General features: G+C 67.6%; 20 protein-coding genes. 7 read left to right on the plus strand and 13 right to left on the minus strand.

What is annotated here, in order from left to right:
* Positions 1-52 precede the first annotated feature (52 nt).
* The 5 genes from LQ954_RS15905 to LQ954_RS15925 form a co-directional block, all read right to left on the minus strand.
* Positions 53-760, minus strand: a complete 708-nt coding sequence (locus tag LQ954_RS15905) for a DUF4230 domain-containing protein (protein ID WP_231024045.1) — start codon at positions 758-760, stop codon at positions 53-55.
* Positions 750-1,613, minus strand: a complete 864-nt coding sequence (locus LQ954_RS15910) for an MBL fold metallo-hydrolase (RefSeq protein WP_227773016.1) — start codon at positions 1,611-1,613, stop codon at positions 750-752. The genes LQ954_RS15905 and LQ954_RS15910 overlap by 11 nt, the downstream gene beginning before the upstream one ends.
* Before the next feature lie 60 nt (positions 1,614-1,673).
* Positions 1,674-3,290, minus strand: a complete 1,617-nt coding sequence (locus LQ954_RS15915; protein ID WP_231024046.1) for a M56 family metallopeptidase — start codon at positions 3,288-3,290, stop codon at positions 1,674-1,676.
* Complete coding sequence (locus tag LQ954_RS15920) at positions 3,287-3,655, minus strand: BlaI/MecI/CopY family transcriptional regulator (protein ID WP_227773036.1); 369 nt, start codon at positions 3,653-3,655, stop codon at positions 3,287-3,289. The genes LQ954_RS15915 and LQ954_RS15920 overlap by 4 nt, the downstream gene beginning before the upstream one ends.
* 81 nt (positions 3,656-3,736) lie before the next feature.
* Positions 3,737-6,046 (minus strand): FtsK/SpoIIIE family DNA translocase, encoded by a 2,310-nt coding sequence (locus LQ954_RS15925; protein WP_227773035.1) that lies wholly within the window; start codon positions 6,044-6,046, stop codon positions 3,737-3,739.
* A gap of 228 nt (positions 6,047-6,274) precedes the next feature.
* Between LQ954_RS15925 and LQ954_RS15930 the strand changes: the two genes are divergently transcribed.
* The 7 genes from LQ954_RS15930 (at position 6,275) to LQ954_RS15960 (ending at position 12,640) form a co-directional block, all read left to right on the plus strand.
* Positions 6,275-6,883, plus strand: a complete 609-nt coding sequence (locus LQ954_RS15930; RefSeq protein WP_231024047.1) for a ribonuclease HII — start codon at positions 6,275-6,277, stop codon at positions 6,881-6,883.
* 177 nt (positions 6,884-7,060) lie between these two features.
* Positions 7,061-8,200: a site-specific DNA-methyltransferase gene (locus tag LQ954_RS15935; RefSeq protein ID WP_321576580.1), complete on the plus strand. Its 1,140-nt coding sequence runs from the start codon at positions 7,061-7,063 to the stop codon at positions 8,198-8,200.
* 129 nt (positions 8,201-8,329) lie between these two features.
* Positions 8,330-9,376, plus strand: coding sequence for a dihydropteroate synthase (gene folP, locus LQ954_RS15940; protein WP_231024049.1), 1,047 nt, complete (start codon positions 8,330-8,332; stop codon positions 9,374-9,376).
* Between the two features lie 111 nt (positions 9,377-9,487).
* Complete coding sequence (locus tag LQ954_RS15945; protein WP_231024050.1) at positions 9,488-10,192, plus strand: NRDE family protein; 705 nt, start codon at positions 9,488-9,490, stop codon at positions 10,190-10,192.
* 159 nt (positions 10,193-10,351) lie between these two features.
* Positions 10,352-10,927: an alpha/beta hydrolase gene (locus LQ954_RS15950; RefSeq protein WP_227773032.1), complete on the plus strand. Its 576-nt coding sequence runs from the start codon at positions 10,352-10,354 to the stop codon at positions 10,925-10,927.
* Between the two features lie 169 nt (positions 10,928-11,096).
* A complete protein-coding gene (purE, locus tag LQ954_RS15955) occupies positions 11,097-11,573 on the plus strand; it encodes a 5-(carboxyamino)imidazole ribonucleotide mutase (RefSeq protein ID WP_231024051.1) in 477 nt (158 codons plus the stop codon).
* A complete protein-coding gene (locus LQ954_RS15960) occupies positions 11,570-12,640 on the plus strand; it encodes a 5-(carboxyamino)imidazole ribonucleotide synthase (protein ID WP_231024052.1) in 1,071 nt (356 codons plus the stop codon). The genes purE and LQ954_RS15960 overlap by 4 nt, the downstream gene beginning before the upstream one ends.
* A 726-nt stretch (positions 12,641-13,366) precedes the next feature.
* Here the strand turns inward: LQ954_RS15960 and LQ954_RS15965 are convergent.
* From LQ954_RS15965 to LQ954_RS16000, 8 genes are all read right to left on the minus strand, one after another.
* On the minus strand, positions 13,367-14,440 hold the full coding sequence (locus LQ954_RS15965) for an OmpA family protein (protein WP_231024060.1): 1,074 nt from the start codon (positions 14,438-14,440) through the stop codon (positions 13,367-13,369).
* A 111-nt stretch (positions 14,441-14,551) separates the two neighbouring features.
* Positions 14,552-15,067 (minus strand): DUF2793 domain-containing protein, encoded by a 516-nt coding sequence (locus LQ954_RS15970; protein WP_231024053.1) that lies wholly within the window; start codon positions 15,065-15,067, stop codon positions 14,552-14,554.
* A 41-nt stretch (positions 15,068-15,108) separates the two neighbouring features.
* Positions 15,109-17,232: a GTA baseplate fiber-binding domain-containing protein gene (locus tag LQ954_RS15975; RefSeq protein WP_231024054.1), complete on the minus strand. Its 2,124-nt coding sequence runs from the start codon at positions 17,230-17,232 to the stop codon at positions 15,109-15,111.
* Entirely contained in the window at positions 17,232-17,627 is a 396-nt protein-coding gene (locus LQ954_RS15980) for a peptidoglycan endopeptidase (RefSeq protein WP_231024055.1), read from the minus strand. Before LQ954_RS15980 ends, LQ954_RS15975 begins: the two co-directional genes overlap by 1 nt.
* Positions 17,624-18,424 (minus strand): DUF2163 domain-containing protein, encoded by an 801-nt coding sequence (locus LQ954_RS15985; RefSeq protein WP_231024056.1) that lies wholly within the window; start codon positions 18,422-18,424, stop codon positions 17,624-17,626. Before LQ954_RS15985 ends, LQ954_RS15980 begins: the two co-directional genes overlap by 4 nt.
* Positions 18,421-20,685, minus strand: coding sequence for a DUF2460 domain-containing protein (locus LQ954_RS15990; protein WP_231024057.1), 2,265 nt, complete (start codon positions 20,683-20,685; stop codon positions 18,421-18,423). The genes LQ954_RS15985 and LQ954_RS15990 overlap by 4 nt, the downstream gene beginning before the upstream one ends.
* A 12-nt stretch (positions 20,686-20,697) precedes the next feature.
* Positions 20,698-21,273, minus strand: a complete 576-nt coding sequence (locus LQ954_RS15995; protein ID WP_231024058.1) for a tail tape measure protein — start codon at positions 21,271-21,273, stop codon at positions 20,698-20,700.
* Positions 21,266-21,472 (minus strand): phage tail assembly chaperone (locus LQ954_RS16000; RefSeq protein ID WP_443026643.1); only part of this gene is annotated, 207 nt, incomplete at its 5' end. The genes LQ954_RS16000 and LQ954_RS15995, both read right to left, overlap by 8 nt.

Genomic DNA, 21,472 nt, shown 5'->3' on the forward strand with positions numbered 1-21,472 from the left:
GACATTGGGATCAAGATAGCATGGGCGATAGCGTGCGCGGTTCGCGCGCGCGTTATTGTGCGTTCGCCAGTACTTCCTGAAGGCTGCGGCTCATGTCCCACCGTTCGCCATCGGATGGGCCGGTCTCACCCGCAAACCGCACCTCGACGCGCACCGGCAGACCGGCCGCGGACAAAGCACCGCCGAACAGGCGCGAAATGGCCGTTCGCCCATTCTCCCGCGCTTTCGCCATATTCTCGGGATCGTCGGCGCGATCGGCGACGGCGGTGGCGGCGGTGGAGGCGACGCGGCGCTGAAGCTCGGCCATCGCGTCTCGCGAGACATAGGGCCCCGACGTCTGATCGAGTGTCACGCGCGCATGATCAACATTCGGGCGGCCGGGCCGAACATCGGGTACCTCGACGGTCAATGTTCGATTGGCGGCATCGTAGCGGAAGTCGCTTGGATCCAGCCGGCGCACATCAACGAAATAGTCGACCTCGAACGGCGCCTTCACCACACGCGTGGATTTCAGCCAGCCCCAAAGGCGGCTGGTCGCGCCAGTCGCCTGCACCGTGCCGGTCAGGCGGCTGACGCGAAGATCGGCGCTGGTGTGCAATGTCGCGGCGACCACTCGCGCGACCGCCAGGCCGCTGTCGTCGGTCGCGACGACGTGGCGATCATCCCACCAGCGATAGGCAGCAACCGTGGCGACCATGATCGCGAAGGCAATGGCGACTCCGACCGCAGCGATCGCGATCGATCGCCCGTCAGGCCGCATCCACGCTTTCCCAGCCGGCGTCATCGCTGCGCACGAGCGATCGTCGTTCCAGATCAATGAGGTGCGCCAGCACCGATCGCTCGGCAGCCGGATAAAGACGCGGGTCAACGCCGACGTACATCTTCTCGACCATGGCGGGGATCTGAGCGGTGCCCGCCCGCAGCAGGCGCAGGATCTGCCCCTCGCGCTGCTTGCGGTGACCGAGCAACCCGCGCACCAGCCGCTGCGGCCGTTCGATCGCCTCACCGTGGCCGGGATAATAGATCCGGTCGTCGCGGCCCATCAGCTTTTCGAGGCTCGCCATATAGGCGGTCATGTCGCCATCCGGCGGCGAGACGACGCTGGTTGCCCAGCCCATCACGTGATCGCCGGAAAACAGGGCCTTGGTCTCACGCAACGCAAAGGCGAGGTGGTTGGACGTGTGGCCCGGGGTCGCGATCGCCTCCAGCGTCCAGCCATCGCCAGCGACCGTTTCGCCCTCCGCCAACACGCGATCGGGCGCATAATCATGATCGAACGAAGCGTCCGAACGCGGGCCGTCGTCCTCCAGCGCGAACGGCGCCGCGCCGATGACAGGCGCATCAAGCTCGCGCGCAAGCCGCGGCGCGCCCGGGCTGTGATCGCGGTGATGGTGGGTGATGACGATCGCGCGCACCGGCCGGCCAGCAACCACCGCGAGCAAGGCGGCATGATGCGCATCATCCGCCGGGCCGGGATCGATGATCGCTAGATCGCTCGTCCCCACGATATGCGTCTGCGTACCCGTGTAGGTGTAAGCCGAGGCGTTCGGCGCGAGCACGCGCGTGACGAGCGGCTCAAGCACGATCGGAATACCGGTTGGCGGTGCCTCCATGTGACGGCAGATGGCCGGTTCGCCCGTCGATGGCAAGGGCGTGGCGGCCAGCGCCCCCGATCAATGGTGCCCTTCGTCCTCGATGTGCGGGGCTTCCTCCTCCAGCGCCCTGAGCGCGTGATCACGTTCGGCGCCGGTCAGATGACCATTCGCGCGGATCGCCACTCGGGCGGCGCGGATACCCTCGCGCGCACTGACCATCGCCACCCGCCGGGCGATGTCGGCTTCGCGCATCGCGGCCTCGGCGCGGCGTTGCGCGTCGGCCTGCGCCCGGGCAGTGCGCCGTTCGATCCGGTCGGTGCAGATGGTCAGGCGCGGCTGGCCCTGATCGGTGTCATGCACCACGGTCGGCTCAATGGCGTCGCCTGCACAGGCCGCGGAACGGACCGTGGGCACCGTGACTGACACATGGCCGTCGTGTGCCCAGCGAGGCGGCGTGGGCGGAGTCGGGGGAGTCGGTGGGGTGGGCGGCGTTGGCGTCGCCGCCGGCGCGGCAGGGGCCGCCGGCGCAGTGGCAGGTACGTCGGGCTGCGCCGGTCGGGCGGGCTCGGGGGGCAGCGGCGGCTCCGGCACGGGATTGGCAGCGATCCAGCTGCGCGCGGCCTCACCCTGCAACACGGTACGCTTCCCATCGCGCTCCACCACGACGCGCACGTCGTGGGCGGCTGGTGCCATGGCGGGTGCAACGACGGGGAGCGCCGCCTTTGCTGCGGTCTCGACGCCGGCACGCACTCGCTCTGCCGCCTGTGTGCCCGATGCGGTGAGGCCAAGTGCGCCAGCGCCGGTGGCGAACACCGCCGCCAAGCCAACCAGCGTACGGGAACGCGACAACCGGTTCATGCCCAGCATGCGCAGGCGCCCTTTCAGGTCATCGACGGTGTGCAGGTGGCAGGCCGCAGCAATCGCGCCGCCATGCGCCGCCTTCACGATCGCGCAGGCATAGGCATGGCGCGCGCTGACACCCAGCTGTGCCAGGACGCGCGCATCGTTCGCCATTTCCTGATCGGCACGGAAAGCGCGAAAGGCATACCAGGCAAGCGGATTGAACCAGTGCAGCGCCAGCACGGCGAGCGCGAACCAATTGGCGACCAGATCGCCGCGTGCATGGTGACCAAGCTCATGCGCGAGCGCCAGCCGCTGCTCATCGGCATCGTAGCGGGCGGCAAAGTCGCGCGGGAAGGCAACGAAGCGGCGCAGCACACCAAAGGCGAGCGGGCCGGTCGCCGCCGCGCTTTCGATGATGGTGACGCCGTCGACCCGGTCAACCACGCCCGCGCCCAACAACAAACGCCGACGAAAGCGGTAATAGGCAAGCATGTGCCAGCCGATGAACGCCGCCGCACCCAGAGCCCATAGCGCGGCAAGGGAAGAACCGAGCGACAGGAACGAGGGTGCGGCAGCGTCGCCGGCCGCCGGAACGATCAGCACCGTCACCTGCTGGCCGACCTGAGTGATGGGGGCAGTGAGCGCAGCGGAGATCGGTGCCGCCACCTGATCCCGAACGGTTTCGGGGAGCGGCGGCAACACCAGCCGAAGCAGCGGCAGCGACCACAAGGCATAGGCCACCGGCGCGCCAAAGCTGCGCCGCACCGGCCCGCGCACCAGCAATACCAGCGCGATCAGGAGAGCGGAGGCGGCGAGCGCCTCGACCATCCACGAGACGCCCGCGCCGCTCATTGTTTCAGCGCTTTCAGCAGCGTTTCGATTTCCGCAATGTCTTGCGCGGAAAGCTCGTCACGCTCGGCGAGATGCGCCACGAGCGGCGTCAGCTTCCCGCCGAACAGGCGATCGATCAGTCGCCGCGATTCACCGGCAACATAATCGCCGCGTTCCACCGCGGGGCGATAAAGGTAGCGGCGGCCATCCTCCTCATGGGTGATGGCATTTTTGGCGAGCAGCCGGCCGAGCAGCGTCTTGACCGTGTTGGTGCTCCAGCCGCGTTCGGGATCGACCCGTTCGGCCACATCCTGGGCGGTGAGCGGACTATCGTCCCACAACACCTCCATCACCGCATGTTCGGCATCGCTGATCCGTTCGGCCACGACTCGACTCTCCTGCAACTACAGATGTGGTCGCACTGTTTACGGTCGTAGTCAATAAGGGCAGATCCGATCCGGTGCGGCTCAGACCGGATGCCCCTCCGTATCGCGCAGCACCTCGCGCCGGCCGACGTGATCGGGGCGGCTGACGATGCCGTCCTTCTCCATCCGCTCGATCAGGCGCGCGGCCGAATTGTAGCCGATGCGCAGCTGACGCTGCAGCCAGGAGGTCGAGGCCTTCTGGCTTTCGCACACCAGCTGGATCGCGGCGCGATATTGCTGGTCCTCGGCCGAATCCTCGCCGGTCGGTGCGCCCTCGATCTCGAAGCTCTGCTCCGGCTCCTCGGTGACGGAGGAGATGTAATCAGGCGTGCCCTGCGAGCGCCAGTGATCGGTGACGGTCTGCACTTCCTCGTCGCTGACGAACGGGCCGTGGACGCGCACGATGCCCTTGCCGCCGGGCATGTAGAGCATGTCGCCCTTGCCTAAGAGCTGCTCGGCGCCCTGTTCACCCAGGATGGTGCGCGAATCGATCTTGGAGGTGACGTGGAAGCTGATGCGCGTCGGCAGGTTCGCCTTGATGACGCCGGTGATGACGTCGACCGAGGGGCGCTGAGTCGCCATGATGAGGTGGATGCCGGCGGCGCGCGCCTTTTGCGCCAGGCGCTGGATCAGGAATTCGACCTCCTTGCCCGCCGTCATCATCAGGTCGGCAAGCTCGTCGACGATCACGACGATCTGCGGCAGCACCTGATAGTCGAGCTGTTCCTCCTCATAGACCGGGCGGCCATTCTCGTCCCAGCCGGACTGGACCTTGCGCCCCAATGGCGCGCCCTTGGCCTTTGCCGCGCGGACCTTTTCGTTGAAGCCGCCGAGGCTGCGCACGCCGAGCGAAGACATCTGGCGATAGCGATCCTCCATCTGCTCCACCGCCCATTTCAGCGCGCGGACCGCCTTCGCCGGATCGGTGACGACGGGTGAGAGAAGATGCGGAATGTCGTCATACATCGACAGTTCGAGCATCTTGGGATCGATCATGATCATGCGGCACTGATCGGGGGTGAGCCGATAGAGCAGCGACAGGATCATCGCGTTAAGGCCGACCGACTTGCCCGAGCCGGTGGTGCCGGCAACCAGCAGGTGCGGCATCGGCGCGAGATCGGCGATGACGGGATCGCCGGCGATGTTCTTGCCCAGGATGACGGGAAGCTGCGCGTTCTGATCCTCGAACGCCTGACTTCCGATCAGCTCGTGGAGCGACACCGTCTCCCGCTTCGGATTGGGCAATTCGATGCCGATCACGGTGCGGCCCGGGATGGTGGCGACACGGGCGGAAATCGCGCTCATGTTGCGCGCGATGTCGTCGGCCAGGCTGATGACGCGGGTGGCCTTGATGCCCGGCGCGGGCTCCAGTTCGTACATCGTCACGACCGGGCCAGGGCGCACTTCGACGATCGCGCCCTTCACGTTGAAATCGTCGAGCACGGTTTCGAGCAGGCGCGCGTTGCGCTCCAGCGCGGTCTTGTCGATCTGCGCATTCTGCGACGGCGGCGCCGGCGTCAGCATGTCGAGTGTCGGCAGTTCGTAATCGTCGCGCAGTGCGAGCTTCGTCTGGCGTGGCTCCTTGGCCCCGCTTCCCGTCGCCGGCGGCGCCGTACGATCGTTGATGACCGGCGCGGGGCGATTGTCTGGCTCGGCAACGGCACGCGGCGGCACTGGCTTGCGCCGCAGGTCGACAGCGCCATCCTCGTCCGCGCCGTCCCATTGATCGTCGGCGCCAGCGGCAACGATGCGCGGCTTGCGGCGCGGGATCCACCCGCGCGGCAGATCCACCTCCAGGCTGCGCCCCCACACAATCGCGCCGGCAAGCCCGGTGATCACGCCGAGCGCCACGATGCTCCACCACGTGACCAGCGGATTGTTCGCGAAGGCCAGCGCCCAGCGCGCCGCCGCGACACCGCCGAGCCCGATCCCACCGCCCCAGCCGAACGGCAGCGCGAGAACCGCGTCGTCGGACACGCAGGCGAGTGCCACCGCCATCAGCGAAACGCCGATCACGGCCTGACGCAGCATCCGCTTCCACGCGCCAGCCGGCTGATCCCGCCACAGCCGCAGGCCGATCACCGGACCGATCGGCAGCAACAGCGCCACGGCCGGCCCGAAAATGGTCAGCGCGAAATCCGCGAACCAAGCACCGGGCACGCCAAGCAAATTGCCCGTCACCCCCGCGGATGCCGTATTCAGCGAGCCATCACCGGGTCGATAGCTGGCGAGCGCCAGGGCCATCAGGACGGTGGCGATGAACAGCACGATGGCGGTCGCAAGCGCGCCACTGCGGACCGCCCCCGCCTTTACCGTCTCGCGCCACAAGGACGTTTGCGCCCTGCTCGCCATGCCTACAACGCCCCCGAAAATGTCGTGAAATCAGCGCCGCGATAATCTGCCCCGGCGAGTCCGGCGTCAAGCGGCGCGCCCGAACCGCTCACGGTTCGCCCCGCAACTGTGACGGCAAGGGCACGCCCTGCCGACGAGGCGCCCCCGCACCGCGACGGCCGACATTTTTCCCAAGCGGCACAACTTGCTAAAGGAATTGCCCACCACCTGAAGGCGCTGCCCCCTCCCATGCCCGGACTGAAGCACGAACGACTGTATCTCGCGCCTGTCGTTGGCGTGGACGAGGCGGGGCGCGGGCCGCTCGCCGGTCCCGTCGTCGCCGCCGCCGTGATCCTGCCCGAACGAGGCACACCGCGGGGTATCGACGATTCGAAGAAGCTGCCCGCCGCGGAACGTGCACGGCTTTGCGCGCGAATCACCGATTGCGCCGTGGTCGGTGTCGGCATCGTGGAAGCGGACGAGATCGACACGCTCAACATCTATTGGGCGACCATGAAGGCGATGACGCTGGCGGTTGATCGGGTTGCTGCCGTGCTTGGCTGCGCGCCGGGGCATGTGCTGGTAGACGGAAACCGGCTGCCGCGCTGGAGCTATGCGGCAACCCCGATCGTCGGCGGCGATGCACAGAGCCGGTCGATCGCCGCGGCATCCATCGTCGCCAAGCACACCCGCGACACCATCATGCTCGCGCATCACGAATCATATCCGCACTACGGCTGGGATTCGAACAAGGGCTATGGTTGCCCTGCGCACCGGCGCGCGCTGGCCGAACATGGCCCCTCCCCGCTCCACCGCCGCAGCTTCGCGCCGGTCGCACAGACGGTTCTTCCGTTCTGAGTCTTTTGCGCCACACCCCACCCGTTGAGTCGTCTGGCACTGTCAGACTCAATATCTGGGATGGTGCGCAAAATGTTCCGCTCTGCCAACGAAATGGCCCGTTCCGGCTTTAGTTACTGAACCCTTGACGACGAGTCCGCCGCGCGACGACGGTCGCGTGCGAGAAGGGGGAAACGCATGAGTGTCATTGAGAAAACGCGTGTGCGTCGCACCCGGGCCGCGGCGCCTGAGGAAGGCGTGGCGCTGCCGCTGGACGAGATCCTGATGGGGGATTGCATCGCGCACATGCGCGCGCTGCCGGCGAAGTCGATCGACATGATCTTCGCCGATCCGCCCTATAATCTGCAGCTCGGGGGTGAGCTGTTTCGTCCGGACGGCAGCCATGTGGATGCAGTGACGGACGATTGGGACAAATTCGACACCTTCGCCGCTTATGACGCGTTCACTCGCGCATGGCTGGCTGAGGCGCACCGGATCCTTAAGGATGACGGCACGATCTGGGTGATCGGCAGCTATCACAACATCTTCCGCGTAGGCGCGGCGGTGCAGGATCTGGGCTATTGGATCCTGAACGACATTGTCTGGCGCAAGAACAATCCGATGCCGAATTTTCGCGGCACACGGTTCACCAACGCGCATGAAACGCTGATCTGGGCATCCAAGGGCGAGAAGGCGAAATACACCTTTAACTACCGCTCGATGAAGACGCTGAACGACGAGATCCAGATGCGTTCGGATTGGGAATTCCCGATCTGTGGCGGTCAGGAGCGACTGAAGGGCGCGGACGGGCACAAGGTCCATCCCACCCAGAAACCGGAGGCTTTGCTGTACCGGATTCTGCTGGCCTGCACGAAGCCGGGGGACGTTGTGCTTGACCCGTTCTTCGGGACGGGAACGACGGGCGCCGTTGCCAAGCGGCTTGGCCGCCGCTGGATCGGGATCGAACGCGAGAACGTCTATATCGACGCTGCGCGTTCGCGAATCGCGGATGCGCTGCCGCTGGACGAATCGGCGCTCACCACCATGCAGAGCCCGCGTCAGCAGCCGAAGGTCGCGTTCGGCGTTCTGGTCGAAAACGCTTATCTGCCGGCCGGCAGCGTAGTGATGGATGCCAAGCGCCGGTTCCGCGCCACCGTTCGGGCCGACGGCAGCCTTGCAAGCGATTGCGGCGCCATTGGCTCGATCCACAAGCTGGGCGCCACGTTGCAGGGCGCCCCGGCGTGCAACGGCTGGAGCTTCTGGCATTACGAGGCGGACGGCACGCTGAAGCCGATCGACGCGATCCGGCAGACCTACCTCCTCGCAACGCAGATCTGATCGCCGCCCGGCTGTTCCAGGAACAGCCGGGCGCCCGTCCTGGTGCTCGGGGCGCCGGGCCGGAACCGCCGCTTGCTCCACCGCGGCGGCTGCTTCACAGCCTCATGGTCCTATACCTGAGAGCCCGCCATGCATCTTCGCCCGATCCACTTCGTCGATGCGCCATTCGCTTACGCCGATGGCGCGGTCAGCCGACTGGCCGGCGGCATGCAATGGTTCGCCGCTTATGAAGTGAGCGAGGGCGGCGCCAAGCGCATCGTCCCGCTTACCGAACTCGCCAACCTTGGCCCGCGTGCGGCGCAGCTTCACCAACGCATCACCGCACCACGCCCGCCCCTGGTGCTGGGCGCACGGACGCTCCGGTTCGATCAACCGGTCGTCGCCGGCATTCTCAACATGACGCCCGACAGCTTCTCGGACGGCGGCGTTCACCGCGAGGATCCCGCGGCAGCGACATCGGCCGGCATGGCGATGGCGGGCGCGGGCGCCGGAATGATCGATGTCGGCGGCGAATCCACCCGTCCAGGTGCGGCGCCCGTGTGGGAACAGGATGAAGCCGACCGAGTCGTGCGGGTGATCGAGCGGCTCGCCGCCGCAGGCGCCCTGGTGTCCATCGACACCCGCAAGGCCCTGGTGATGGAGCGGGCGCTCGCCGCGGGCGCGGCCATCGTCAACGATGTGTCGGCGCTGTTGTGGGATAAGCGCGCGCTTGACGTCGTGGTTGGGGCCAGCTGCCCGGTGATCATCATGCACTCGCCCGATCCCGAGAAGGGCGGGCATGGCAGCGGCGGCTATCGCGATGTGGTGACCGATGTCTTTGACTGGCTGGAAGCGCGGATCGACGCCCTGACCGCGGCAGGGCTGGATAGCGGCAAGATCATCGTCGATCCCGGCATTGGCTTCGGCAAGTCGCTGCAGGACAATCTCGCATTGCTCAACGACCTCGCCATCTTTCACGGGCTTGGATGCCCGATCATGCTGGGCGCCAGCCGCAAGCGCCTGATCGGTGCGCTCTCCAACGAAGCGCCAGTAGGGGAGCGCCTGGGCGGATCCGTGGCGCTCGCGCTCAAGGGCGCCGCGGCCGGCGTGCAGTTGCTCCGGGTGCATGATGTGGCCGAGACGGTTCAGGCACTGCGGGTATGGCGTGGGATGCGTGATCGCGCACTCGTCGGCTGATACGCTCGCCCCCTGCCGTGCCTGCGCCCTTCGCCGGCAAACGAGCTTCGCGATCGCGCCTTCACCGGGCTAAGGACGCCTGATGACCCTTCCCCAATGTCAATCCCGCTGATGTGTGTTGTTGCGCTCGCCTGGGCGGCCAGCCCGCGCTGGCAACTCGTGGTCGCCGCGAACCGCGATGAATTCCATGCCCGCCCCTCGGCCCCAATTGCGCGATGGGAAGATGCGCCACATGTGCTCGGCGGGCGCGATCTTGTTTCGGGCGGGGGCTGGTTGGGCGTGTCTGAGCAGGGTCGCTTTGCCGTGGTCACCAATGTTGCCGGCTTTCCGCGCGGCGACGCATCACCCTCCCGGGGCGCCCTTGTGGCGGATTACCTGCGCGATGGCGCGCTTCCGGCGGACGCGAGCCTCGGCGGCTTCGGCGGGTTCAGCCTGATGACGATTGGCGACCAAGCGGAATTCCGCACCAACCGTCCCATCCTCGTGCATCAGCCGCTCGCATCCGGGCTCCACGGCATCTCCAATGGGCCGCTCGATCCGCCTTGGCCGCGTACACGTACGTTGACGCAAGCGCTTGGCGAGTGGCTAGCGCGGGGCCGCGCACCCGAGGAGTTGCTCGAACTTCTCGCTGACGAAGAGCCGACAACCTCGGGAGAGCGGCCAGTGTTCATCCGCGACAGCGTGTACGGGACGCGGTGCAGCACGGTATTGGCGATCGCCGCTGACGGCGCAGGTTTGATGGTCGAGCGTCGGTTCGGCCCGTCCGGAACGCCGGAAGGAGAGACTCGGCTGGCGTTCCGCTGGCCAAACGCCTGATCGCCACCGCCGCGCAACACGCGCGAACGCCGGCCCTCCTGCCTGAGCCACGCCGTGCCCGGCTGGCGGCGAGCCCCTAGGGGTAAACCGACGAGCCCATTGCCGCATGATAAGCGTTGATGGCATGATCCCGTCGCGAAAGACTCGGAGAAGGGCGCCATGTCGATTGCCACGGCCACAATGCCGGACCGTTTCTCGATCATCACCATTGCCGCTCCCGGGGTCGAATCGCCGGCATGGAACGCGCGACTGCGCTGGCCCAGCCAGGGCGACGAGCATGTCGTGCTGGATGGCGGTGAACGACGCAGCATCTGGGCAGCGCAACTGGACGCTGCGGTGATGCGGGCAGATCGGGCTGTGGTGCTTGTGGCGGAGGGGATCGGTTGCCACGCCGCGTCTTGGTGGGCACGCTTGTCGCCCGCCAACTATGTTTCCCGGGTTGCCGGCGCGCTCCTGTTCGATCCACCCCCGACGCAGGGGCGCGACCGGGATGCGTTTGCGTCCCCCGCCATCGCACTGCCGTTCCCGTCGCTGGTGCTTGCCGAGGATCTGCCGAGCGCCACTGGCCCGGCGATCGAAAGCTGGGGCAGCCGCCTGATCGATGGCCACCGGCGGCGTGAGGGCGACCTGCGCCCGTGGCGGAGCGCGCAGCGACTGATCGAGCGAGTGACCAACCGCGTGATCGAGCGGGATGTCGCCCGCATCCTCGCCCTGAACCCGAACGCCCGGCGCTGATTTTCACCCGACCAGGTTGAGCGAAGCGTCGCACGCGGCGGCATCGTCGGCATGGCCTGTCACGAGGCGACACGCCGGCCAAAGCGTCGGCAGCAACGGGCCAGCAATCTCGCTGCCGCAACGGCAGCTTCCTGTTGCCCTCCTTATTCTCCCTCGCTAACCGCCAGAAATGGCGCACGTCGGCATCATCATGGGCTCGACCTCCGACTGGGAGACAATGCGGCACGCTGCCGAGACGCTGGATGCGCTCGGCGTGCCCCATGAAATGCGGGTCGTATCCGCGCATCGCACCCCCCAACGCTTGTATGACTATGCCACTCATGCCGCCGACCGCGGCCTGAAGGTGATCATCGCCGGTGCCGGCGGCGCGGCGCACTTGCCGGGCATGGCCGCCGCGATGACGCATCTGCCCGTTCTTGGTGTGCCGGTGGAATCAAAGGCGCTGAAGGGGATGGATAGCCTGCTGTCGATCGTTCAGATGCCCGGCGGCATTCCCGTAGGGACGCTCGCCATCGGCAAGGCCGGCGCGATCAACGCCGGCCTCCTTGCCGCAGCGATCCTTGCCGTCAGCGACGACGCCCTTGCCGGGCGGCTGAAGCAATGGCGCGCGGCCCAGACTGACAGTGTTGCGGAGCTCCCCCAATGAAGGCCCTGCCACCCGGATCGACGATCGGCATTCTGGGGGGCGGACAGCTCGGGCGGATGATCGCGTCTGCCGCGGCGCAGCTGGGTTACCGCACCCATGTTCTGGCGCCGGATCGGGAGAGCGTGGCGGCGCAGACCGCCTCCGCGCTGACCCGCGCCGATTATCACAACCGGGTGGTGCTGGCCGACTTCGCCGCTCAGTGCGACGTGATCACCTACGAGTTTGAGAATATCGCTGCCGAGCCGGTGGAGTGGCTCGCCGAGCGCGTGCCGGTCCACCCGTCGCCTGCCAGCCTGCGGGTTGCTCAGGATCGGTTGGCGGAAAAGGCGTTCGTTGCTGGCTTGGGCGGCACCCCGGCGCGCTGGGCCGCCGTTCCGACCCGCGACGCACTCGATGAAGCCATCCGGACGATTGGCACGCCGGCGGTGCTGAAGACCACCCGCATGGGCTATGACGGCAAGGGCCAGGCGCGCCTTTCCTCGCCCGCCGACGCCGATCAGGCGTGGGAAGCGGTAGGCGGCGCAGCGGTGCTGGAAGCCTTTGTGACCTTCAGCCACGAGTTCTCGATCGTTCTGGTGCGTGCGGCTGATGGCTCGATGGTCAGCTATCCGCCACCCTGGAATGAGCATGCCGATGGCATCCTCGCACGCTCGACGGTTCCTGCCCCGGCGCCGATCGCTGCGCACTGGACCGAAGCGGCGGCACTGACCGGCCGCATCGCGGACGCGCTGAACCATGTCGGCGTGCTGACATGCGAGTTCTTCGCCACCGAAGATGGCCCCGTCTTCAACGAGATGGCGCCGCGCGTCCACAACTCCGGCCATTGGACGATGGAAGGCGCGGTCACGTCGCAGTTCGAAAACCACGTCCGCGCGATCTGCGGCTTGCCGCTCGGGGACACGGCACTCACTGGCGCCGCCGTGACGATGGACAATCTGATCGGTCACGACGTCGATCGATGGGCGGAACTGCTCGCGGAACCCGGCGCCCATGTCCACCTCTACGGAAAGCGTGAAGTTCGCGCCGGGCGCAAGATGGGCCATGTGACGCGGATTACCCGGGCCTAATCGGCCTGCTTCGGCCGATTTGCTTGGCAACACGCACCTTTGCCGGTGCAGCCGCGTCTGGGCGACGCCGATCGATCGCCCGCCCGACATGCCAGCAGGTCGCCAACAAGCGTCGCTCTGACTTCACTAGACGCGCGCGGTAAGCAGCCCTGAGCCCACCGGCACGAACGCGACTGCGACAGGACGACCAACTCGCCCATCGCAGCGGCAACGCTCGCGTCCTTCAGGGAAGCGTATCGGACTGCGCTCAAGATCCGCACGCACTGGGGAAGCACACAGAAGCCGCGCCGGCGCCCTGCCAGCACGACATCTCACTGCCGTCGAGGCATAGCCGGTAGATCAAAGGCCTGATCTCAAGCTCGCAGCGAAGGCGGCAGGTGAGCCGCGGTCCGATGAGCCGAAAGAGCGCCATGGATCGGGACCAGCGCCCGATACAATCGCTCGCCACGATCAGGCGCGGCCAGCGGTTGGGAAAAGCTGCGCCAGGCTCCCGAGGTCGGGAACGCGCTCGGTGTTTCACATGAACGATAGGTGGTGCGCCCGGTAGCCCCCGCGGGAACATCGAGCATCCTCACGACAATGCCTCGTGAGCGCACGGGACGGAGAACCAGCAGGTCTATCGCGCCACCCCCTCGGCGCGCCGCCAGCGTCTCCCGCATTGCCCATAAACAAAGAGGGGCCGGAAAAATCCGACCCCTCCCAGTTCGTCCGATAAGACGAAAGGTCTTACATGCCCGAACCCGGACCGTAGGTGACCTCCACGCGACGGTTCTGAACCTCGCGGACACCGTCGGCCGTGTCGACACGCGGACGGCTTTCGCCGAACGCTTCGGTCGAGATCACGTTGTCCGGGATCGCCTTCGAGGTCAGGTACGCCTTGACCGCGTCGGCACGGCGCTGCGACAGGCCGACGTTGTACGAAGCGGCACCCGAACGGTCGGCGTGGCCGGCCAGCATGACCTGCGCGTTGCCGCACGACTGGTACTGCGTCACCGCGTTGTCGAGGATCGACGCTGCTTCCGGCGTGATGTCCGACTTGTCCCACTCGAAGAAGACAATGAACGGACCCGGCGAGCAGACCACTTCCGGCGGCGGCGGCGGCGGTGCAGCCGGTTCGCCGAAGTTGTAGGTCAGACCGCCCAGGATGCTGTGCGACCGGAACCGGCCCTCGTAGGCGCGGTTCGCGAAGTCGACGAGCTCGACGTTGCTGGCGTTGAAGAAGCGATACTTCAGCGTCGCGTCGAGGTTCTCGGTCAGCGGCGCACGAACGCCGGCGATGCCCTGCCATGCGAACACGGTGTCAGAGTCGTTCAAGAAGCTGCCACGCTGGTTCAGCGCGACGCGGTTCTTGATGCGCGCCACACCGGCACCACCGCCGATGAAGCCCTGGATGCCGTCATCGTCACCGAAGTCGAGCATACCGTTGACCATGAAGCTCAGCGCCGTCGAACGGCCGCCAGCATAGTCAAACGTGCCCGGAGCAACGGTACCGGCGCCTGCACCGGTGGTCACCGGAACGCCGACCGTGGAGGTGTAGCTGTCCACAACGGCCGACTTGTAGGCAACTTCGGCCTCGAGGCGGAAGCCGCCGAAGTCGTAACCAACCACACCATCGGCGTCATAGCCATAGTCGTGGTCGATGGTGCCGGTGCCCGACGTGGCGGACGTGATATCGAACTCGATGTCCTCGACGATCATACCACCGAACTCGGCGCCTACGTACCACGCGTTATCGCGGGCAAGTGCAGGCGAGGCGAGAGCGGTAGAAGCGAGCGCCAGAACTACGGCAAGCTTCCGCATCATATTCCCCTTTCCATGGTGTCACTACGGACAGCGCAAACTCACTATCGAAAGGATGGTTTCCGTGCAAGGCGACAAAAAGAGGCAACTGTTGCACGGAAAACACACATTTTAACGTTGGATCAGACCGTGAACGCGCAGCGTTTCCAGCACAGCTTCAACTGCTTCGCGTGCCTGGAGGTCGATCGTTGACCCGCCGGTCACGCCTGGAATGGCCGGTTGCGGCGCGGCCAGCATGGACGCTCCGTCGATCACGATTCTGGACGCGCGCACTTCGCCGATGCGCCAGGACCCCGCTTCATACCGGGCTGTGAGGCCGTCCTCGATCCGCCATACCGTCATCCCCGGCCGCGCTGGCAGGAAGCGCCAGCCGGCAAGCGTCCAGCCTGCAACCGCTCCCTCTCGGCCCGCCCATTCGCTAACCGGCTGGGAGCCTATGACCCAGCATTCTCCTTCCGCCGGTTCCTGCGGTGGCACGTCCACCCCCATCGCCACGACTGCGGGCTGCACCGCCAGGTCGAGCATCGTCAGCGCTTCATTGTGGTCCAGCTCCTTTTGGGCCTGACCAGCATGGAGCAGCGGCAGCCGCAACCGCGCGGTGGCATCCCCGCTCATGCTATCGTTCATGATTCCTCCTCCCCATTCCACGTGATTGTCGGGCGCGATTGTCAGAAGCTGACGGTCGCCGCGGCGGAGAGGCCGTGCGTCCCGATCTGTTGCACGGCCACCTGGCCTGACGCTGGGGTCGTCGCTCCCAGCGGCACGGTGACGGACGGCGCCTCGCTCTCCAGCGTGATCGTCCCGCCGGCAGTGCTGATGGTGACCCGATAGGCCTCGCGTTCTTCCGCCAGCGCGGTGTCGATGCCATCGCGCCACCGCCAGTCGGTTCGGCTGCGCCGCCGCCAGCTGCAATGCAGGGTCTGATCCAGGACGCGAGCCGCCAGTCTGACCGGCGCTGGAGGAAGCAGCGAGCGGCCGGAAAGCACACCCGATGCTTCCACCGGCACTGAATCACCGACCCCGTTGGCCATCACCAGAATGCGTTGTCCGGGCGCAGCCTCGATAGGGATGGTTGCCACACTGTCACCATCCAGCAACACGAAACGGGCCCCCTGTTGAGCACCATGAATGGGGGTGCCGAACCGCCCGCGGCGCAGGCCCGTCAGCCGCCAGCGTCCGCTGCCGATCTGCCTGGCGCTGCCGAACTGCAGAAGCTCCTCGCCCACCGTTGCCAGATTGGCGCCGCGATCCAGCGCCGCGTCGTCTGCCCCGGTCAGCATCATGGCTTCATGCGGCAAGTCGACGTCGATCCAGTGGCGGCGGTCGATCATGGTGGACGGTGCGATCCCCAGCGCTTGCGCGAGGGTTCCGATCACGCCTGGCTCGCGCGTCGTCCCTGCCGCAGTCCAGCGCGCGCCTTCGTCCAGGCTGTAGTGCAACGCCGCCCGGCGCCAGCCGGCTCGCGTACCCGCTGCCACGATCGTCAACTGGGGCCGCATGGCCAGCGCGCCCGATAGATCCGGCAGCTCAACGGCGTGCAGGATCGTATTCCCCGCCGGAGCATCCGGCTGGCGCAATATTCTTCCCCCGCTGGCCCGTGCTGGGATCGGCGGGGGCGCAAGCGACACCAGCTCCAGCGTCACGCGGAAACGCTCAACGGCAACGGCCGTCACGCGCCAGGCACCGCGCTGCTCTTCTCCTGCGATGGTGACCACCGCGCCAGGGGCGATGTCGATCGCTGCGGAATCCAGCTCCAGCCGGCGGCGCGTGCGCCCCGCCTCCGCCCGGGCCAGCATGGCGGTCGCAATCGTCTTCGCGGCCGATGCCGACAGGGCCGCCGGCAGGTCGATGCTCACCGCGGCATCGCTTCCACCCTGCCGGACGGCACGCTGCGCTCCCGTCTGCCAGTCACGGTCGGGGTCATAATGCGATACCAGGATCGATCGCGGCACACGCCCGGCCGGCGTCAGTCGCCGGAACCGGCCATCATCCTCCACTGTCCGACCCGGCACCGTATCGGCGCGCATCGCGATGCCGTGGCCCGCCGGCGCAAACCACGCGCCGGACATCTCGGCGAGCGTCTCCACGACGCCGCGGACACTGTCACCGTAGGCGGAAAAGCCGTCCAGCCGCTGCAACGGCCCCTCACCGCTCAGCGCGCCGCCGGAAAGCTCGCCCGCGATCGCGCCCACCGGCATTGGCTCGGGGTCGGCGATGACTTCGAACGTGAGTGACGGGATCCTGTTTCCGAACTGCGCCAGCGGCAGATCCTCGAACACAATATAGGCGATGCCGCGGTGTGCGGGCGCCTGACCCACACCTTCCGCGCTGGCGATCAGCGGATCAGCCCCTTGCTCCTCGTCGCCGCGATAAAGCCGGAAACCCGTCGCTACTTTCCAGTCACCCGCCGCCCCGCGCAGCAAATTGCCGTCGGCCCAGATCCGGCCGACGTTGATGATCGGCCGCGCGGAAAGGGCAACCGCGAAGCTCGCGGAGTAGGAATAGCTGGTCAGGCCCGGTTGTCCTTTGCCGCCGCCTTCCCGCTGGCGATGCTCGACCAGATCCGCCGCCCAGATCACTTGCCCCGCCACACGCATGCGACCAAACAGCCGCGGGATCGGCCGGCCATAGCTGGAGGATTGCACCGCCAGTTCCGTCAGCCGCGGACCTTGCCGGCCTTTCGGCTTGAACAGCAGGTTCCGGTCGGCCGCTTGCCCCACCATACCGCCCAGAGCGGCGCCGATCGGGCCACCGACCAGCCCGCCAACCGTCGTCAGCACCAGAGTTGCCATCAGCTTTCCCCCAAACGCCAGGCCATCACCAATGGCCAGGGCAGCTGGCCCGGTCGCTCCACCACGCGCCGCAGCCCGGCGTCCGCATGGACGAAGCCGGTTGCCGTGCGGATCGCGAGATGCAGCTGCCGTGGCCCGGCCAGGCACAGCAGCACGTCGCCCGCCCGGCGCCCGTCCGCCCCGGCCAGCCCAGCCCAACATGATCGATAGCGCGCAGCATCCCCGCAGCGCAGGCCATAGCCCGATGGCACCGGCCCCTCATGGCCACCCGCCTGCAGCGCCAGGGCAACCACGCCAACGCAATCCAGACCGGTCGCCGGTTCCCGCCCCTGCAGCCGGAACGGCGCGCCCACTACGCCACGCGCCGCCGCGGCCACCCGTTCGCCGGCGGTCATGCGCCGGGATAGCGGGTCAGCAGGTCCACCCCCGGCAGATAGGGCTCGCCGCGAAAGTTCGCGACATTGGCAAACCGGGCTGCGCACGTCGCAACGGTCTTGTCACACCCCTCGATCAGCTCGACCAGAGTGCCAGGTGCCACTGTAAAGGGCGGCGGCATGCGCAAGGTCAGCACCGCGCCTGCAGATCGATCGATCTCGCTCGCCAGCCCGCATCCCTCGCCGCTTAGCCAGCGGAGTCGCCCGTTGCCATAAGCGTCGGCGGCCGGCTCCGGCGCATCCACCGTCAATGCAGCGCCGCTCGCCTCCACCACGCGAACGATGCGCCGCCGCCCCGCCATCGGCACGCGGCAACGGCGATCACCCAGCATCGCGCGGCATTCTGCGCTCGTTTCCTCGGTCACTGCCCGGTCGAGCATGGCCGCGGGCCCACGCAGCTGCGCGGTGAACCCACGCTCGTCGATCTCGATCTCGCCGATCGTGCCCCCGCTCAGCACGATGGGGGTGCCGCCCTCGTCCCAGTCCACCACCGCAACGGTGACCCGCGCGCCGTCCCACCGCCCGGCGATCAGATCGCGTTCGGTGACGGTGGCATGGGTCAGCGCCCCGCTCGCCTGCGTGATGGCGGCGTCCAGCCCGTCGCTACGCTCGATGGCCGCCGGGGTCATACCCGGTGCCGCGCGGTAGGTTCTCCCCTCGATCCGCAGGTCCCGGTCATGGTCGGTCAGTCCGATGGTAACGCCATCGCGCCGCTCCAGCGTCCAGAGCAGCGCGAGCGTCGTCAGCCGGTCGCTCATGCCTCGCGCACCTCGACCAGCGGCACGGAAGCCGCCGTGCCCGCCAGGAACGTCGCACGCGACACCGTCAGGCGATCCTCCGCGAAGCGCACTGGAACATCGAAGGTGAAGCTTGCCGTCACCACCGCACCAGGCGGGGGCGACACGTCCATGACGATGATGCCGAGCGGCTCCAGCGAATAGCCCTGCGTCGCTTCGCCATTCACCTTCACCGCCAGCGTTCCGGCGACCGGCCGCGTGATCCGCCGCGCTGCGGCACCATAATGTTTCACCAGTTCGAAGCGGCGGTTGATCCCGTCGCCAATTCCGATCGGCGCGTCCACCGCCGCCGCGTCAAAGGGATCGCGCAAGCGGAACCCGCGCGCCGGTCCGCGCTGCCCGCGAAAGAACGCGATCAGCGCCGCGATGTCGGCTTCGCTGCGTACCCCCGGTCCCACATCGTAGCGCGTGCGCGCTTCCGCCCAGCTTGCATTGCGGCTTTCGCGCCCGCCCGATCCCATCATCACGGCCGTGGAGAATTCCGGCGTCACCTCCGCCTCGGCCCCCAGCGCAATCGGAAACAGCACGTCATCGAACGAGTCCACCGCATCCTCCCCTTGATCGAGTGATCCCCAGTGCACGAACCCGTCGCGCATCACCTGCGGCAGCGCCCAGACATGGACCGCCCGCACCCCGCGGCTCAGCGCCGTCTGCGCTGCCGCGTCGATCGCGCCCCATTGTGCCGTGTCGGTCGGTCGCAGGACGAAGCCGGCAAGATAATCCTGCCGTTCGGGCCGATAGCCGAGCCGATCGCTGGCCAGCGCCACGGCGTCGCGCGTGGACGCGCTATCCCCGGCGGTTACCCAGTCATAATCCTCCAGCTGCAGCACGTCGAACGCCGGGCTTGCCCAACCCGGCGGCATGTTCATTCGCTTGGCCTCCGGCGCACGCGCGTCAAGCACGGTCGGCAGGTACGCGAGCAGATGCGTCTCGCACCCGGGATGGTCCTGCCGCACCGCTGCGCATAGCGCCGCCGTGGAGGCGGCCAGCGCCGCGCCTGCGGCGTCCAGCGTCGCGCGCTGATCGGTGGAAAGCCGCGCATGGACGGTAGGTACCGGCACCGGATCGAAGGCAGCGATCGCTGCCGCATCGTAGAGGCAGGGTTGCCCGTCCGGTGTCACCCACCACCACGGCTCGCCCACCTGGAATTTCGGCGCCAGCCCGGCCGCAGCCCCGATCGCGACAAAGGCGCGCGCCACCCCCTGCAGATACGCCATCGCCTCGGCATTGGCTGGGGAAAGCAGCGTCGACGGTGGCTCCCAGCCGGTCAGCGCCGGCGCGCCATCCGCTCGCCGCTGCTTCCATCCCTCCGGGCAATGGGCATCGAACAATTCGTAGGAGAGCGACCAGATCACGTCCTGGCCCAGCGCGCTTGCTCCCTCGGCGAAGGAGCGATGCCACGCCCGGCACGGCATGTTCAGCCCCTCGCTGACCGTCAGGTCGCCATTGAGCCGGAAATAGTGGCTCATGCCCACATAATGAACGATCGCGCCGCGATAGCCGAGGTGAAGCACGTTGCGCAGCAGGCGCGCCGGCGTCAGGTGGTAACTGTCGTCATAACCGCTGGCGATCTTCAGGGCGTGTTCCGGCAGCACGGCATCCCCGATGCCGATCACCGATCCGGCGCCCTCGCACCGAATATCGCTCACCTCCGCCCATCCCTCTGCCGGGGTGTCGAGCATCGCGTCGCTTTCGTCATAATCGGGCGCGACGAGCGAAATGAACATGCGGTCGACATCGCCCGCCCACACCGGATCGGCTTCATCCGGCAGCAGGAACCCGCCGATCACTTGCGCAAAGTCGATCGTGACCTGCGCATCGTTGGGCGTGCCCACCGCATAGTTCCAGAGCCGCACATACCAGGATCGCGGCGCGCCGTTCTGGTCGCGCCCCTCGATCGTGAGCGCGGGACCATGCCTGGCGTCGAGCGGCCGCACCCCGCCCGATCGCCAGCGGAACGACAAGCGACAGGTGCGAAAGTCCCGCTCCGTGTCATAGGCGAGCAGCGGGTGATCGTGGCGGTCCTCCGCTTCCCAGATCAGCCCGGCGAGATCGTCCCGGCGATAGAAGATGCAATCGACCCGCAGCGCGTCGGGGGCGGTGGTCGTGACTGCCGCCATCATCGGTCGGGGGAAGTTGACGGTCCAGAAACGCGGATCGAACCGCGAGATCACGTCCGCCACGTGATGCGGCCCGCGCGCGGGAACCAGGCAGTGCGCCATCTGCGTTCTCCCTCAATCCTCCATGTCCGCCAGCGCAGCCTTCACGGCACGCGCCACTTGCCGGCTCGATCGCGCCAACGCCGCGGGTGCCGCGTCCGGAGCGGCGTTGATCGCGATGCTCACCCGCACGTCCCGCCCGCCACCGGCGGGTTGCCCCGGCGTCGGCAGCACCGATCCCGCGGCGGTCGGCACGAACAGCTCGGGGCCCCTCTCGCCGACCCAGAAGGGCCGCCCGGGCGACACCGGCCCGCCCGTGGCGCGCCCCGGTGCGCCGAGCGCCGCCAGCAGCACGCTCGCCAGCCCCCCGCCCGGCGCACCGCCGATTCCGACCACACTGCCGATCCCGCTGCGCAGCGCCTGCGCCGCAATCTCGCCCATCGCCGACAAGGCTACGCTCTTCAGGTCCTCGAACCCCAGCTTGCCGGTGCGCACCGCGCGCGCCAGCGTCGTCTCGATCGCCCGACCCGCGCGATCCGCACCGGCAGCCAGCGGTCCCTCCAGCGCGGCGCGCATCTCCGCCACGTCGCGCGCGAAGCCAGCGGCGTCGGCGCGCACGCCGACGACCATCCGATCCCAATCCTCATCCATCCGGAAATGCCCTTTTCAGTGCGGCGATCGTCGCCGCATCGGGCGGCCCCGCCCCTCCCGCTCCCTCCGTGCCGCCCAGCACGCGCACCAGCGCGGCTAGCTCAGCCGGGGTCGCGCCCCAGAAGGCGTGCGGGCTCCAGCCGAACAGCACGCCCGACAGCCCCGCCAGCCGCGCTGCGGCCTCGGCAAAGGTCTCCCC

The organism is Sphingomonas sp. IC-11, from assembly GCF_021043365.1.
Taxonomy (GTDB): Bacteria; Pseudomonadota; Alphaproteobacteria; order Sphingomonadales; family Sphingomonadaceae; genus Sphingomonas.

Bases quoted from the DNA above. Each gene is read 5' to 3' on its own strand.
- LQ954_RS15975 (WP_231024054.1), bottom strand. From the start codon at position 17,232: ATGGCAACTCTGGTGCTGACGACGGTTGGCGGGCTGGTCGGTGGCCCG.
- LQ954_RS15930 (WP_231024047.1), top strand. From the start codon at position 6,275: ATGCCCGGACTGAAGCACGAACGACTGTATCTCGCGCCTGTCGTTGGC.
- folP (WP_231024049.1), top strand. From the start codon at position 8,330: ATGCATCTTCGCCCGATCCACTTCGTCGATGCGCCATTCGCTTACGCC.
- LQ954_RS15910 (WP_227773016.1), bottom strand. From the start codon at position 1,613: ATGGAGGCACCGCCAACCGGTATTCCGATCGTGCTTGAGCCGCTCGTC.
- LQ954_RS15960 (WP_231024052.1), top strand. From the start codon at position 11,570: ATGAAGGCCCTGCCACCCGGATCGACGATCGGCATTCTGGGGGGCGGA.
- LQ954_RS15935 (WP_321576580.1), top strand. From the start codon at position 7,061: ATGAGTGTCATTGAGAAAACGCGTGTGCGTCGCACCCGGGCCGCGGCG.
- LQ954_RS15980 (WP_231024055.1), bottom strand. From the start codon at position 17,627: ATGACCGCCGGCGAACGGGTGGCCGCGGCGGCGCGTGGCGTAGTGGGC.
- LQ954_RS15945 (WP_231024050.1), top strand. From the start codon at position 9,488: ATGTGTGTTGTTGCGCTCGCCTGGGCGGCCAGCCCGCGCTGGCAACTC.
- LQ954_RS15995 (WP_231024058.1), bottom strand. From the start codon at position 21,273: ATGGATGAGGATTGGGATCGGATGGTCGTCGGCGTGCGCGCCGACGCC.
- purE (WP_231024051.1), top strand. From the start codon at position 11,097: ATGGCGCACGTCGGCATCATCATGGGCTCGACCTCCGACTGGGAGACA.
- LQ954_RS15970 (WP_231024053.1), bottom strand. From the start codon at position 15,067: ATGAACGATAGCATGAGCGGGGATGCCACCGCGCGGTTGCGGCTGCCG.
- LQ954_RS15990 (WP_231024057.1), bottom strand. From the start codon at position 20,685: ATGGCGCACTGCCTGGTTCCCGCGCGCGGGCCGCATCACGTGGCGGAC.
- LQ954_RS15915 (WP_231024046.1), bottom strand. From the start codon at position 3,290: ATGAGCGGCGCGGGCGTCTCGTGGATGGTCGAGGCGCTCGCCGCCTCC.
- LQ954_RS15950 (WP_227773032.1), top strand. From the start codon at position 10,352: ATGTCGATTGCCACGGCCACAATGCCGGACCGTTTCTCGATCATCACC.
- LQ954_RS15985 (WP_231024056.1), bottom strand. From the start codon at position 18,424: ATGAGCGACCGGCTGACGACGCTCGCGCTGCTCTGGACGCTGGAGCGG.
- LQ954_RS15905 (WP_231024045.1), bottom strand. From the start codon at position 760: ATGCGGCCTGACGGGCGATCGATCGCGATCGCTGCGGTCGGAGTCGCC.
- LQ954_RS15965 (WP_231024060.1), bottom strand. From the start codon at position 14,440: ATGCGGAAGCTTGCCGTAGTTCTGGCGCTCGCTTCTACCGCTCTCGCC.
- LQ954_RS15925 (WP_227773035.1), bottom strand. From the start codon at position 6,046: ATGGCGAGCAGGGCGCAAACGTCCTTGTGGCGCGAGACGGTAAAGGCG.